At 68.5% G+C, this 14,031-nt stretch carries 12 protein-coding genes; 5 read left to right on the top strand and 7 right to left on the bottom strand.

Annotated elements, in window-relative coordinates; translation table 11 throughout:
• Positions 1 to 204: 204 nt before the first annotated feature.
• Complete coding sequence (locus ACGFK0_RS23210) at positions 205 to 594, top strand: hypothetical protein (protein ID WP_392907941.1); 390 nt, start codon at positions 205 to 207, stop codon at positions 592 to 594.
• Positions 591 to 4,286 carry an AAA domain-containing protein gene (locus ACGFK0_RS23205; RefSeq protein ID WP_392907939.1) on the top strand — a complete coding sequence of 1,232 codons (3,696 nt, stop codon included), beginning with the start codon at positions 591 to 593 and terminating at the stop codon, positions 4,284 to 4,286. The genes ACGFK0_RS23210 and ACGFK0_RS23205 overlap by 4 nt, the downstream gene beginning before the upstream one ends.
• 280 nt (positions 4,287 to 4,566) lie before the next feature.
• Here ACGFK0_RS23205 and ACGFK0_RS23200 read toward each other — a convergent pair whose 3' ends face one another.
• Genes ACGFK0_RS23200 through ACGFK0_RS23190 form a run of 3 tightly spaced genes read right to left on the bottom strand, consistent with a single transcriptional unit; the run spans position 4,567 to position 8,455 of the window.
• Positions 4,567 to 6,579, bottom strand: coding sequence for a hypothetical protein (locus tag ACGFK0_RS23200; RefSeq protein ID WP_392907937.1), 2,013 nt, complete (start codon positions 6,577 to 6,579; stop codon positions 4,567 to 4,569).
• Positions 6,576 to 7,724 (bottom strand): 5'-methylthioadenosine/S-adenosylhomocysteine nucleosidase, encoded by a 1,149-nt coding sequence (locus ACGFK0_RS23195; protein WP_392907935.1) that lies wholly within the window; start codon positions 7,722 to 7,724, stop codon positions 6,576 to 6,578. Before ACGFK0_RS23195 ends, ACGFK0_RS23200 begins: the two co-directional genes overlap by 4 nt.
• A complete protein-coding gene (locus ACGFK0_RS23190) occupies positions 7,721 to 8,455 on the bottom strand; it encodes an NUDIX domain-containing protein (RefSeq protein ID WP_392907933.1) in 735 nt (244 codons plus the stop codon). The genes ACGFK0_RS23195 and ACGFK0_RS23190 overlap by 4 nt, the downstream gene beginning before the upstream one ends.
• A 198-nt stretch (positions 8,456 to 8,653) precedes the next feature.
• Between ACGFK0_RS23190 and ACGFK0_RS23185 the strand changes: the two genes are divergently transcribed.
• Positions 8,654 to 8,983 carry a hypothetical protein gene (locus ACGFK0_RS23185; RefSeq protein WP_392908281.1) on the top strand — a complete coding sequence of 110 codons (330 nt, stop codon included), beginning with the start codon at positions 8,654 to 8,656 and terminating at the stop codon, positions 8,981 to 8,983.
• Here ACGFK0_RS23185 and ACGFK0_RS23180 read toward each other — a convergent pair.
• The 4 genes from ACGFK0_RS23180 to ACGFK0_RS23165 all read right to left on the bottom strand — a co-directional run bounded on the left by ACGFK0_RS23180 (position 8,866) and on the right by ACGFK0_RS23165 (position 12,007).
• Positions 8,866 to 9,231 carry a trehalase-like domain-containing protein gene (locus ACGFK0_RS23180; RefSeq protein WP_392907930.1) on the bottom strand — a complete coding sequence of 122 codons (366 nt, stop codon included), beginning with the start codon at positions 9,229 to 9,231 and terminating at the stop codon, positions 8,866 to 8,868. The genes ACGFK0_RS23185 and ACGFK0_RS23180 overlap by 118 nt on opposite strands.
• A 409-nt stretch (positions 9,232 to 9,640) precedes the next feature.
• Positions 9,641 to 10,132 carry a DUF3592 domain-containing protein gene (locus ACGFK0_RS23175; protein ID WP_392907927.1) on the bottom strand — a complete coding sequence of 164 codons (492 nt, stop codon included), beginning with the start codon at positions 10,130 to 10,132 and terminating at the stop codon, positions 9,641 to 9,643.
• Between the two features lie 227 nt (positions 10,133 to 10,359).
• Positions 10,360 to 10,890, bottom strand: a complete 531-nt coding sequence (locus tag ACGFK0_RS23170) for a PH domain-containing protein (protein WP_392907925.1) — start codon at positions 10,888 to 10,890, stop codon at positions 10,360 to 10,362.
• A 268-nt stretch (positions 10,891 to 11,158) separates the two neighbouring features.
• The gene (locus ACGFK0_RS23165; RefSeq protein WP_392907922.1) at positions 11,159 to 12,007 is read right to left on the bottom strand and encodes a universal stress protein; all 849 of its coding nucleotides are present in this window, start codon (positions 12,005 to 12,007) and stop codon (positions 11,159 to 11,161) included.
• A gap of 257 nt (positions 12,008 to 12,264) precedes the next feature.
• Between ACGFK0_RS23165 and ACGFK0_RS23160 the strand changes: the two genes are divergently transcribed.
• The gene (locus tag ACGFK0_RS23160; RefSeq protein ID WP_392907920.1) at positions 12,265 to 12,975 is read left to right on the top strand and encodes a DUF4389 domain-containing protein; all 711 of its coding nucleotides are present in this window, start codon (positions 12,265 to 12,267) and stop codon (positions 12,973 to 12,975) included.
• A gap of 211 nt (positions 12,976 to 13,186) precedes the next feature.
• On the top strand, positions 13,187 to 14,017 hold the full coding sequence (locus ACGFK0_RS23155; protein ID WP_392907917.1) for a universal stress protein: 831 nt from the start codon (positions 13,187 to 13,189) through the stop codon (positions 14,015 to 14,017).
• The last annotated feature ends 14 nt before the right edge of the window (positions 14,018 to 14,031 follow it).

Here is a 14,031-nt window from a genome sequence, read left to right as displayed (position 1 = left end):
TTCTTACGACAATCTGATCGCCGATGCGGGATTCGGGGAGCTGACAGACCGGTCATGGACGCGTATCTGCGCCTGTTGCCCATCCAGTGAGCGCTGACCGAATGTGGCCACTGTCAATGTTGTGAAGTGCGCATATGTAAAGAAGCTGTTGCGGAAGGGTGGCCTTGATCGGATGGGTTTGAGCAGCACAGGGGAGCGCACTGGATGGATCAGCAGGAGTGGCGCCTGAAGGTACTGGCGGGCGATGACGTGCTCCAACAGGAACGGCTTACCCGTGAGCTGTACAGTGATCTGCTGGAAGTCGACGGAATCGATGTCGGATACGCCGATCGGCCTTCTTCGGGTCTCCCCGGCAGCAAAGGCGGGCTCACAGGTGAACTGGTGCTATGGGCGACGGTCGCCGCGTCAAGTGCGCAGACGACGAAAGTGCTGGTCACGTTGATCCGAGAATGGAGTTCGCGGGAGCGTCATCGGAAGATCGAGATCTCTTACGGTGATGACTCTATCACCATTACTGGCCGTCCAGATCAAGCGCAGGAACGGCTCGTCGGCGAATTTCTCGACAGGGTTGACGGTGGGGACCGTGCGCAATGAGCCGATGGAAGCGCCGCAGAGCGCTGCTGATCGGTAATGGGACGTACGACGACGGGAGGTTCGCTCCGCTTCCGTCCGTTCGTGCCGACCTCTGGCAACTTCAGCAGGTTCTTGAGCACCGCAGCATCGGAGCGTTCCAGCCGGTGCGATCAGTCGCCGATCTCACCGCCGACGACATGCGCCACGAGATCGCCGAGTTCCTTGACGACTGCGGCGACGACGAACTTGCGCTGCTGTACGTCTCCGGACACGGCATGCGGCTCGCCCAGTCGTCCGGTGAGTTCCATTTCATCGCCAAGGACACCGATGTCAGTCACATCGCCGAGACGGCGGTGAGCGCGGGATTCGTCAACGAGTTGCTTGAACTGTGCGTCGCCCCGCAGAAGGTCGTCATGATCGACTGTTGTCGCAGCGGTGGCTTCGCGGTGGGCCTGCGCACCAGTGACGGGCCGCGGCCCGGTGCGGCCAAATCCGGCGAGGAGGCACTCCTCACCAGCCGTGGTGTGTACGTGCTGTCATCGTCCAGGGCGGGCCAGGATTCCTACGCACCGATAGGGGACGGCGATGACGCCATCCCCTCGATTTTCACCGGGCAGATCGTCGAGGCGCTACGCACGGGAAGGGCCGGGAAGGACGGCAGCGGAGAGGTCTCGATCGTGGACCTCTTTCACCACGTCAACCGGCGGATGAGGGCCGACGGGCCGAATCAGATCCCCGTGGCATCGTCCCTCGGCGTCGATGACCGCATCATCATCGCCAATTGCCCGCAAGGGCCGGCACCGCAGCTGGTACCGCTGTCCCGCGGGCCTCTTGCGGAAACGGCGACACCATTGTCGGGTATCGAGGCCGGGCACCCGGTGCGCCACAAGGCCGCGGCACAACCCACCTGGGCCGGCCTGCTGGCTTACTACCGAGACTGCGTCATGGCGGACGAGAGCGTCCCTGAAGCCATGTCCGTCGATGACCACGGAGAAGTGTACGTCTGCCTGCCTGGCACCGAACGTCTCCTCTCCGGAGACCTCGACGACGACCACTGCATCGCTATGCCCCCACATGCGGCGAAGCTCGTCCAGCAGGCCATCGAGCAGGAAAACGAACTGTGGGCGGGCTATCCGGCGGTGGTGACGCAGGGGGAACGGAACGGCAGGAGCGCCGGTTTCACGCCGCTGCTCGTGCGCGCGGTCGAGCCCGTCCACGTGGACGGGGAGATACGGCTGCGGCCGTGCGGTCCTGTAGTGCCGCACCCGGGGCTGGCCGCCGAACGGCTCGGCGAGGAGGCCGCCGACCTCGTGGCGACCTACCAGCCGACGTGGCATGCAGGGCAGCACGACCGGATGGTGGTCGACATCGCCCATCTGCTGCGCGAGGAATACGCGTTGCCCGCCGTCCAGGAGATCGTGCCCGACCGGCTCACCGACCGGATCGAAGTCGACACTCCGGTGGACGGGGCGCGCAACACCGCCGTGCTCTACGCCGTTCCCCAGAATCTCGGCGCCACGGCCAAGCTCCTCAAGGACCTTGAGCACATCGAGCGGAGATCCGGGGAGATCAGGGTCACGGCGCTTGCGGCGCTCTCTCCGGAACCGGCGGAGCGGGCCCGGCCCGCACCAGATCGTCGACCGCAGGACGTGCGTCTGGTCACCCCTCTGCCGGCCAATGAGCCGCAGTCGCAGATCCTGCGCTCGGCGATGTCCCAGCGCCTCACCGTCGCGACCGGCCCGCCCGGCACGGGAAAGAGTCAACTCGTCGCCAACCTTGTCGCCACCGCCGTAGCCGCCGGGGAGAATGTCCTGGTCGCCTCCACCAACAACCAGGCGGTGGACGAGGTGTGCGGGCGCTGTGAGCGGCTGGTGCCGGGCAGTATCGTCCGTACGGGTTCGCGTCGTTACCGGGAAGCAGAGGCCGCCGCACTCGAAGCCTTGAGAACGGTGCAGGCACCCGCGTCCAACCCACAGACCGCCCAGGCCCGGCTCGACGCCGCCCGCGATCGACTGCGTGCGGCCCGGCTGGAACTCGACCGGGTCGCGTCGCTGGAGCGGGCCCTCTGCGAGGCCGGGGAGGCCCGCGATGAGCATGCCGCTGAACTCCGATCATCCGTGGCCGAACTTCTCGGACTCCTTCGAGACCACGGCGCACCGGACACCGTGGCACGCAGGGCTGAACGTGCCGCCGGGGCCAAGGTGCTCGGCGAATGGCGCCGCAAGCGGCTGCTCCGCCGTCTGGGTGTTGGGGTCAACTCCTCTGGAACGGCCGGCACGTGCCGTGCGCTCGCCCGGTTCGAGCATGCCGACGCCGCCTGGCAGGCCGTGCTGCCCCAGGCTATGGACGGTCCGGACGATGACGCGCTCGCCACACGGCTCGCCACCGCTGAACGCGAGGTCGGGGAGACCGCGACCGCGCTGCTGGAAAGTACGGTGCGTTCGACCGCCAGGCGGCACCGCCATCTCATCACCGAACTGATACGGGCCCAAAGCACCGCGGGCAGCGACTGGGGCGTGCTGAAGAACGCGCTCGCGGCCGTACGCGGCTGGGCGGTGACCAGCCTGTCCGCACGGCGCTTCCCGCCCGAACCCGCACTCTTCGACCTCGTGATCATCGACGAGGCGAGCCAGTGCGCGATCCCGCACGTCCTGCCGCTCCTGTTCCGCGCCCGCCGGGCACTGGTGATCGGCGACGTCATGCAGCTGGCGCACGTATCGCGGCTCAACGCCGAACGCGACGCCGCTCTCCGGCGCGAGCACGGCCTGCGCCCCGAGTGGCTGGAGAAATACCGCCTCGGCTTCCGGCGCCACTCCGCCTTCCACGCCGCCGACGGGGCTTCTGGAGGCGCTCTCCTCCTCGACGAGCACTTCCGGTGTCACCCTCAGATCGCCGCATTCGTCAACGAACGCTTCTATGAAGGTGACCTGAACGTCCTGACCGACGTCCGCGGTCGCCCCACCCTGCCCGGACGCCCCGCGATGCTCTGGTCAGATGTTCAGGGGGAGGCGCAAGCCTCCGGCCGATCTTGGATTAATCCGGCAGAGATCGACAAGGTTCTCGCCTCGGTCCGCTACCTACTGGAGAAGCTGCCCGCCGACGCCACCGTCGGGGTCGTCACGCCGTTCAAGGCCCAGGCCGAGATGGTGCAACGGCGCCTGGGAACCGCTGACGGGCGCGTTCGTGTCGGCACGGTGCACACGTTCCAGGGCGGGGAACGTGACGTCATGATCTTCTCGCTGGTGGCCGGAGACGGCATGCGTCCGGGAACGATCCGCTGGATCCAGCGGCAGCTCAACCTGTGGAACGTCGCGATCACCCGGGCCCGGTCGCACTTGATCGTGGTCGGCGACGGGCAACTCTGGGAACGGCAGCGCGGCTTGGCGGCGGACCTGCGAGCCGCGGCCTCCGGCGCGTTCACAGCCGAGAGCCAGCCGCACTCGGAAGATCTTCAGGCGCGGCTCTTCAGATTCCTTTCGAGCCGGAACCCAGGCTCCGAAGTGGAACTCGGTGCCGTGGTCAACGGTCACCCGGCCGATGCGATGATCCGGACATCCGGCGAGGAGGTCCCTGTCATCCTGGATTCCAGTCCACCAAAAGGCACCGACGCTGCCCGGCATCTTCGCCTCATGCTGCGGCGTCGCGATTTACTCGACCCTGCCGAGAACGTCACTGCTCGACGCATTCCCGTATGGAACCTCTACGACGCCTGAACTTCGGCCGAGCGCTCTCCGGTGGCCAATTCGGCTCGCGGGAGCGCACCTCCTCTCTGAGGTCGGCGACCTGCTTGTGCGTGGCCGCGGCACTTTCCTGGGCCTCGTTGGACTTGCCTACGAACAAGGATGCCGACGTCGCGGTCACCACGCCCAGCAGAGCGGTCGCGGCCGTGAACACCGCGCCCGCGCGACCGCCTGGCCGCCCGGCGTGACTGGGGTGCAGATGCCCGTAGCCCACTGTCGCCACCGTGGTGGCCGCCCGCCCTCGCCACCCTTTTCACCACCGCTTGGACTGCGCCGGGTGAGGACCGGGCTCTGCCCAGTCGCCCAGTCGCTGGCGTTCACGCAGGATCCAGCGTTTGCCTTCCGCGGCGATTCCTTCCATGACGGTCAGGGTGTGGCGGAGGTTGGCGGCGTCCTGCGTCACTTCTGACACGACGCCACTCGGCTCGTCCTGGAGTTTCTCTGCTTCCGGGGCCATTGCCTCGACGTGGATCTCCTCACCGTTGACGAGGGTGAGCCTGAAGTCGTGTTCATCGTCGTCGGTCTGGCGTACCCGTACGGCGGCGACCGCCTCGTAGCGGTAGTTGGTGCGGTGCCGCTCGTGGAAGGTGCCCTTCGCAAAGTCGAGTTCGGCGTTGAGTTGCCGTACTCCGTCCGTGGTGAGGAGGAAGAGGAGCAGCTTGTAGCGCTCGTAGCGCCAGGGGCCTTTGCGTACGCGTGCGCTTCTGCCGGGGAAGGCGCGCGTCTCGATGAACGCGTGGGAGATCAGGCCGCTCATCGTCAACCGGTAGTGGCGTAGTGCCTCGTCCAGGAGCATCCTCCGGTCGCAGTCCAGCCAGGCTGCCATCTGGCGGTCGTCGGGTTTGTCGGCCAGCTTCGCCTTCCAGCGCTCGAAGGCCGCTTCGCAGTCCTTCAGCGTCCGTGCCTTCTCGGCGAGGTCGGCCGCATATCGTCTGTGTTCCAGGACGATGCGCAGCCAGGCGTGGGCGGCGATCAATCCGGCTGGCAGTGCGAAGGCGGCCGTGCGGACCGCGCTCAGCGGGTCGATCTGTACCGCGACCTTCAGCGTCCACGTGACCCCGGGGACGAGGAGGGCGACACCGAGGACCGTCAGCAGCATGGACACCGGGGGAGTGGCGAGTTCCTGCCGGTAATTCCACAGGGTGCCGTTCTCCCACCGTGTCCTGACGTCGCTGACCCGGTACCGGATCAGCCAGGAGATCCTTTCGACGCCGATCCGCTGCTCCCGGTAGACCTCCACGATTTCTTCGCGCAGGCACCTGCGGATCCCCGCCGTCTCGGCCAGCCACACGGACCTGCCGGTGTCACGTGGAACGTACCTGGCGAAGTAGTGGTCCAAGCGCCGACCCACCTTGTCGGCGAAGCCGCCGGAGGGGGCGCTTCGCGTACGTGCCCACGGCGCGTATTGCGCATCCTTCGCCCGGCGCCGCTCGATGCGGAAGCGCCACTCCACGCCGCCCCGTGCGGCGCAGTAGCCGCCACCGACGCTCAGCAGGTACGCAAGCAGAGCGACCGCCTGAAGTTCTCGCACCAGAAGGTAAGCGATGTGGATCGCCGCCGCGGTCAGAACAGCGGTCGACACCAAGGCTTGAACCCAGGTGCCGGTTGGGAGGTCCGGTGGTCGCGGCTCACGGACCCGCGGCCGGGCTGGTTTCGGTTCGAAGAACTTCCAGACACGGTCGGCTCTGCCGTTCGCCGTCTGTTTCTGCTGGGCGCTGTCCAGGGCGCGGCGCCACATCTGGTTCTCGAGTGGCCCGTCCAGGAACAGCTGCAGGTGCCGAAGGATCATGGAGCGCTGCGGGTCGGCAAGCCCGTCGAGGTCCTTGAGCAGGGGACGTAGGTCCTCGTCGGGTTGCTGCGCGGACTCCAGCAGCCGGCATAGGGTCCGCACTCCGTCCGCCCATGCGTCGTCACCGGTGGCGTTGCAGGTTCCCGGTGCCCGATGCAGCATTGTGAGGTGCTCCTGCGGCATCTCGTGCCGTGTCCGGCCGCTGACGAGGGCGAGCTGCCAGTGGAAGCAGACCCGGCTGCCGGTGAGACCGCCGTCCACGGCTCGGCCGATGAGCTCACGTGCTTTACCCGGTATTCCGCCGGCGAGCAGCCGGACGCCGATTTCGAGCATCTCCGCAGGCGATGCGCCTGCGGGGGTCTCGTAGACGTATACGTCGCCGTGCACGACTCCCGCCTGAACCCCGACGTAGGCGGAATCTCCGGCGTAGTTCGTCGTGGTGCCATTCGGTGCAGCGGTGGTGTCCTGCGCGGTCATGACAGGCCTTGGACCAGGGCGATGACGCTCGCCACTTCCGCGGAAAGGGCGGCCACGTCTCCGACCAGCCCGCGCACCTTCTTCAGGGCCAGCGTCACCGCACCGACGTCCTGCGGATCGGTCGTCTGCAGCGTCTCGCGGGCGGCGGCGAGTTCCGCCTCGGCCGCGCGGTAGGTGTCCTCATCCAAGTGTCCCGCCGTCCGCGCCTGCCGAAGCCGGACGGCGAGTTCGGTGATCGCCGCGGCGGGATCGGTGGGGGTTCCGTGCTCACCGGACACCCGGATGCCTCCGTGCACGTGCCCCGCCTGCACGACCACCCGTGCGTTGTCCTTGGCGACGTTGCGGATGGTGTCGCTCATCATCGGTGTCCCTTTCGTATCGGCTGGTTCGCGCGGTTGCGGTTCCTCGGCGGACAAGGTTTCGGCCAGTGCGGTGGTGAACGCCGCAGCGTTCGCCACCGCCCGTGCCTGCCAGTGCTCGCGGTCGGTGGTCTCCTTGGTGCCGTCGGCGTGGTCGCTGACGCCTCGGATCACGACCACCGGCAGGGACCTGTTTAGGTGCGCGGCCTGGGCCACGCCGGCGCCTTCCATCTCTATGGCGCGTGCGTCGTTGTAGTTGTGCCGGATCCAGTGCGCGTGCGGCGAAGTCGTCGAGTTCAGTACGACTTCGCCGGCTGCGATCGGCCCGAAGTGCACCGTGGGCTCCTGGTCATCGAGACCGTCCGCCCACGCGCGGTTGCGAGCCACATGCCGGGCGATCTGGTCGGCGCCGTGCGACACCTCCCAGACACGGGGGCGGCTCTTGAACCCGTCGTCCTCGCTCGTCCCCCCGTGGAAGGCGTAAATGTGGGTGGCCACCACCACGTCCCCGAGGGCGATGTCGGAGTGCAGGGCCCCGGCGACCCCTGCGAACAGCAGCGCCGCCGGGGAGAACTCGTTGATGGCGCGTTCGGCCAGTACCGCTGCGGACTGGTTGCCCTTCCCGACGAGGCCCAGTGCGATGCGCGCCCGGCCGTGCGCCAGTCGGCCGACCTCGAATCGGGTGCCCTGCGGGTGGCGATACAGGCGCGGCCTGTCCAGCTTCGCGCGGACGGACTCGTACTCCACGTCCAGCGCCGTGAGAACGACGATCGGATTGCCGCTCATTGTCCCGATCCCTTCATGATCGACGGTTCGGCCGGCCGGACCATCGGCGGATTCAGGGCCTTCTGCGGACCCGCCCTGAACAGCCGGGCGGGCCGCCCGGTCGTGCCCTTGCGTTCCGGGCCGGCCGCGACGATGAATCCGCTGGTCTTCTGGACCTTGCGATAGAAATTGCGGGGGTCGAGAGAGATCCCCCATACCGCCTCGTAGACGCGCTGGAGGTCGGTGATCGTGAACGTCGGGCCGCAGAACGCCGTGGCGAGCGCGGAGTGCTCGAGCTTCACGCGGGCGTTCTCGACGCCGTCCTCGACGATCCGCCGGTGGTCGAAGGCGAGCTCCAGGTCGCCGGACAGCACCTGATCCGCTCGCTGCCACCGGGCCCCGGCGGCGTCCGTTCCGGCAGCCGGTTCCGGGAGCCGCGGTGCGATCGCCAGAAAGGCGACCGACACCACACGTCCGCGCGGGTCCCGGCCAGGGGCACCGTAGACGCCCAGGTGTTCAAGGTGCAGCGTCTCGACGTCCATGTCGGCCTCCTCCGCCAGCTCGCGGTGGGCAGCGGCGGTGATGTCCTCCTCGGCGTGCTGCAGGAAGCCGCCGGGAAGCGCCAAAGCGCCCTTATAGGGCTCGATGCCGCGTTCGATCAGCAGCACATGAAGGAGAGACTCACGCAGCGTCAAGATCACCAGATCGACGGCGAGCATGACTTCGGGTGGAGTCCAGCGGTCCTCGGCCATGTGCTGACCCTAGCTTTTTGTCAGTCTGACAAAAAGTAGTTTCAGGATGCCGTCCTGGCCATCGCCTTGTCACCGGTTGGCAAGACCGTTGGCCGCAGACCGGCCTCACTTGCGCTTCGGCCGTGGCTGGTCTGCTCCTGGGCCCGCACCTCCCACGAAGAAGGTCCTCCGTGTGGTCGAGAGGGCACACTGGTGTGTATGGAGGGGCACAGTGGAGCGCCGTTCAGTTACACCGAGACCAGGCCGTACGAGGTGGCCGGGTCACTGAGTGAGCTGCAAGGGCCGGAGCATGGCGTCGTGGTGCTTCCGCTGGAACTGGCTTGGGGTGGGCGAACCGAGTTCGACCTCGATGACGACTACGATCGGTCGGCCGTTTACAAGATCGTGTTGGAGGAGGGCGGTGCGGAGCATCAGCGGCGCCTGATCAACGGTCGGCTGCTGGTGGAGCACTGGGACGAGATTCTTCCTGCGCGTCCGGTTCGAGCCCTGTGGGAACGGCGCTTCCCTCGGCTTCGGTATGCTGCCTGATGGGTCGGTACTACGTTCGTGCCCGGCAGGTACCGGCGCGCGACCGTGAAGGGCTCCGCCGGCTCCAGCAGGAAGCAGCCGCCCCGGGCCGGGTCCAGGACGGCGGCGAACACCGCCGGGGAGTCCAGATCCGGCGTTCCCAGCCATTCCACCGACCCGTCGGCGGAGACCAGCGCGGCGCTCCGCCCGTCCCCGATCACCGCGTAGTCGCGCAGCCGGACGTAGCCGTCGCTCCGGAAGACCGTCATGCGTCCGGACCGCCCGAGCCGTCACCGGCGAGGCCGGTGGCCTCGACGCACCCATGCTCCCACTCGGTCACGTTCCGTTACGTGCCCTGCCCTTTCCATATGACTCCACCGGCGGGGAACTCCGGCCCCTCGGAGCCGGGCGGCCGGCGAGATCGTGCAACCGCCCGCGCCGCGCTGAGCCGGCCCTGGACCGCCCGCGCGCCTTGACCGGCTTCGGTCAAGAACCCGATGGCGCTCTTCCTGACACCACCGCCGTCGCGGTATCGCCGACCCTGGGTCCCGCCTGACCTGCCCCCTTCCGCTAACCCCGCGGCGAAGAATGCCCGCTGTATCTTCCGCGACCATTGCAATGACCCGCCCAGCGTGCGGAGGTGTGTCGTTTGACGCGCGCAAAAGTTGGACCGGGCCCCTATGGGAGCAGGAAACGGATCACCTTGTTGGTGTGGCCGGTCAGGCGGCAGACACTGAGATAGGTGAACCCGAGTGCGAACGTGCCGAGCATGACCGGCTTCCAGAATCGATCGACGACGTTCCGGTCGGCTTTCGCAGCGTTGTCGTGGTCGCCTGGGACGTACCGGACCTTGACCCTGTCCCCCGGTTCCGGCAGCTTCCCCCAATCGTTCTGGTCGATCCTGACCTGAACGCTCTGGCCGTCGGCGGTGGTGAACCTCACCACCAGGTAGCCGCTTTTGTAGCCCTCATATACCTTGACGACCTGCGCGGATGTCTCCTCGCCTGCACGCATGCGGTCGATCTCGGCGATGAGGAAGCCCAGTGCGATGAAGCCGAAGAAGACGGCAGCGAACATGCAGCCGACGGCCTGGGTCCGTGACTTGTTCATGCGTCTTGGACGCGCAGTGGCCGCGCACGACCTCTTGTTCCGATGGCCGTCCTCGGTCACCGATCCGGCGCTACCGGCCGCCATCGGTTTCCGCGTGGTGGCGGCGCGTGGCCTTGGGCACGGTGCTCGGCCGGCTGTTCGGAGACGGCAAGGCCGGTCCCGGGCTTGGCGGGGGTCTCCGCGGCGCCGCTGACCGCCGCCGGGTTGCTGGTCATCGGCAGGACCGCCCCCGGCTGGATGGCCGACCTGCGGACCACGCAGCGGCGTCGGACTCCTGTCGGACGTGGTCATCCATGGTCGGCGGCGCCCGAGCCCGTCTGATGGCGGCGCTGCTCTTCGTCCACGGCCCGGTAGATCTTGGACTTCAGGCCCTCGGGGTCGGGGACGCGCTTGAGCCGGAGCATGCCGTGCTCGGAGGCGGACTGGATGTCAAGCGTCCCGTACCGCCAGATCCGCTCCCACAACGTCACCCGGAACGACACGTCGTTGACGCGGATCAGGGGGATGCTGTGCCCGGTCTTGGTCAAGAACCCGCTGCGCTTGTAGATGCGCCTTGTGGTGACGATGTAGATGGTGCCGCGCCACCGCAGCAGCGGGATCAGCCAGAACCACAGCGACAGGATCGCGGCGACGCCCAGGACCACGTAGTCGGCGATCCGTCCCCAATCCTCACCGGACGGGACGACCCACAGCAGCGCGCCGGCGACGATCCAGACCAGGCAGAGGATCACGAACTCGCCGATCAGCTCGGTCCAGTGCTGGCGCGTGGCATGGACCAGGGACTCGTCCTCGGCCAGATACCGGTCAGCAAAGCTCATGCCGCGCATCCTGGCACATCGCTCCGTTCAGGTATACGCGCATCCCTTGAATCGTCCGCAAGCGGGCGGCCTGCCGCTCCGCTCACTATCCGCGGCGATGGCGGCGAACCCGGACCACAGCCGTGTCGGAGTCGGCGGTGAGCTTGTCGACGTCGCCGTTGAATCGCTGCTGCCGCTTCGTCGTGCTCCACCGACCGGCCGAGCCTGCCGTAGGTGGAGTCGTACATCAACGGGTGTGGGATGCGGGGAAGAGAGCCGAGCCGCGCCGCTAGTGCGCGCCGGTGCGGTGGGCGATGATCGTTGTGCAGGGCGCGTGGCGGACGAGGTACTGGCTGACGGAGCCCAGCACCAGGCCGCGGACACCGCCTGCGCCGCGCGACCCGACGACCAGAATGCCGGCGTCCTGGGCGGCGTTCAGCAGTGCGCCGCGGGGTTTGTCGAAACTCGTCTCCACCCGGCACCGGACCGAAGGGTGAGCGGCGCCGAGCCGGCCGGTCTCCCGGTCGAGCCGGGATGCTTGCGCGTCGTCCGGGCCGGCGTCCGGTGCGAGGGCGCGTAGGACGATGAGCGGGGCGCCGTGCAGTTCGGCCTCCAGGTAGGCGACCCTGAGCGCCTCGTGCGCCAGATCGGAACCGTCGAACCCGGCCACGATGGGTCTCGCCGGCCGGTGTGCGAGGGGAGGTCGTGCGATCACGACCGGGGACAGCGCGTGCGCGGCGACACCGGCGCTCACCGAGCCCAGCAGGTGCCCGATCGTGCCGAGCCCGCGTGAGCCGGCGACGAGCAGGTCCGCCTGTGCGCTCGCGTGTCTCAGCTCGGTCACCGGGAATCCCCGGATGAGCAGAGTGCGCACCGGGACTCCGTGGTGCCGGCGGCGGGCCACGGCGACGGCGTCCCGGAGCATGCGGTTCGCCCGGCTGTGGAACAGGTCGGCGGTCAGCTCGTCGATGCCCGCGTCCCATGGGGGGCTCCACACGTGGCAGACGGTGACGGGGCAGTGCCGCAGCCGGGCCTCGGCGAGCGCCCAGCCGAGCGCGAAACGGGCGTCGTCGGAGTCGTCGTAGCCGACGAGCAGGCCGGGCTCGTTCCAGGGTCTGGTGTCATGGTCCGCTCTCATCGCGTGTCCGCCGTTCCGGTTCTGCTGGACGGATGTCCTCCGACTCCAATGTCTCCGCCGCCGGGACCTGTCTCCATCCCCGTTGGTCCGGCCGGGCCGGGGACCAACGTCCCTTCCTGCGAAGTGGCGGGACGTAGGTCCCGGGGGGTGCGGACGTATCCCTCTACACCCCGGCGGTCCGTGACGGTGACGGTGGGTGGAGGTGATGCCCCGCCGCCACTCGGGCCGCCGGGGCGATCGATCGCTGGGAGGCTGACATGGACGGTCGGCAGATGCCGGTCCGGGTGGACGGCCGGCTGGACGAGCCCCTGTCGCGGTGGCTGTGGCTGGTGAAATGGCTGCTGCTGATCCCGCATTACATCGCGCTGTTCTTCCTCGGGATCGCGTTCGCGGTGCTCACCGTGGTCGCGTTCTTCGCGATCCTGGTCACGGGCCGCTACCCCCGGCCGATCTTCGAGTTCAACCTCGGGGTGCTGCGCTGGGCGTGGCGGGTGGCCTTCTACGGGTACGCCGCGCTGGCGACCGACCAGTACCCGCCGTTCACGCTCAAGGACGTCCCCGGCCATCCCGCTCGCCTGGACATCGACTACCCCGAGGAGTTGTCGCGGGGGCTGGTGCTGGTGAAGTGGTGGCTGCTGGCGATCCCGCACCTTCTGGTGGTGTCGCTGTTCATGGGCGGCGGCATCAGCGGAGACGACCGGGGCTGGAACGCGCCCGGGCTGGTCGGTCTGCTGGTGCTCGTCGCCGCCGTCGCGCTGCTGTTCACCACGCGTTACCTGCGCGGCATCTTCGCTTTCGTGATGGGCATGAACCGCTGGGTGCTGCGGGTGGCCGGTTACGTCTTCCTGATGACCGACCGGTATCCGCCGTTCCGGCTGGACATGGGCGGCGCGGAGCCGGTGCCGGAGCCGGTTTCGGAGCCGGAGCCGGAGCCGGAGGGCACCGCGGTGACCGGGCGGGGACGTTAGGCCCCGTGTGCGAGCCGAACCGGTGAAGGAGCCGTGAGGCCGCAGCCCCCCGCGGGGCTGCGGCCTCCGCCGGCGTACACGGGTCCGTCCGCCGGGCGGGCGGGACGGTGACCGTCGTCCTCGGAGGGCGGGACCTTTGGCCGCGGACGGACGCGGGGCCGCGCCGTAGCGTCGGGAGTGAACTGATGGACGGCCCAGGGAGGGGCGACCGATGTCGGGTCCGATCGTGGTGGGAATTGACGGTTCCGCGCATGCCTGGCGGGCGCTGGACTGGGCGGCCGACCGTGCCGGCCGGCACAGTCTCCCGGTGTTGCTGGTGCACGGTTCCCGTGCCCTGGTGGACGAGGGGACGATTCCGCAGGATGCGCTGCACCGGCTGGTCGCCGAACGCGAGGACCTGCTCGTCGAGGCCCGCCAGTACGCGTTGAAGATCCAGCCGGGCCTCGATGTCCAGACGCGGCTGGTGCCGGCCGATCCGGGCCGGGCGCTGGTGGAGGAGAGCGAACGCGCGGACCTGGTGACGGTGGGTTCGCGTGGCCAGGGCGGATTCGAGGGGCTGCTGTTCGGCTCCGTCGGCCTGTACACCGCCGCGCATGCCCGCTGCCCGGTGCTGGTGGTGTCGCATTCGGCGCCGTACCCGACCGACGCGCCGGCGCAGATCGTGGTCGGGATCGAGGGCCAGGACGACGAGCGGGCCTTCATCGAGTGGGCGTTCGCCGAGGCCGCCTCGCGGGGCTCCAGGGTCCTCGCGCTGCACGCGGTGGGCGGGGAGTTCTCCCCGCGCCGCCGCGTGATCGAGGACCTGGAGTTGTCGGAGGCCCTGGCCGGATATCAGGAGCGGTATCCCGACGTCCAGGTCGACCGGCTGGTCTCGGACCGGACCGCGGCCCAGGCGCTGGTGGAGGCGTCCGAGAACTCGGCGCTGGTCGTGGTCGGTGCCCGCCGGCGGCGCGGTCCGCTGGCCGGCATGGCGCTGGGCCGGGTCAACCACACAGTGCTGCACCACGCGCGTTGCCCCGTGGTCGTCGTGCCCGGCAGTTGAAGGACCGAGAGGAG

Source organism: Spirillospora sp. NPDC048823, assembly GCF_043198445.1.
Taxonomy (GTDB): domain Bacteria; phylum Actinomycetota; class Actinomycetes; order Streptosporangiales; family Streptosporangiaceae; genus Spirillospora.
Note: the sequence above shows the minus strand (reverse complement) of the source record. Positions and strands in the feature narration are given on the sequence as shown.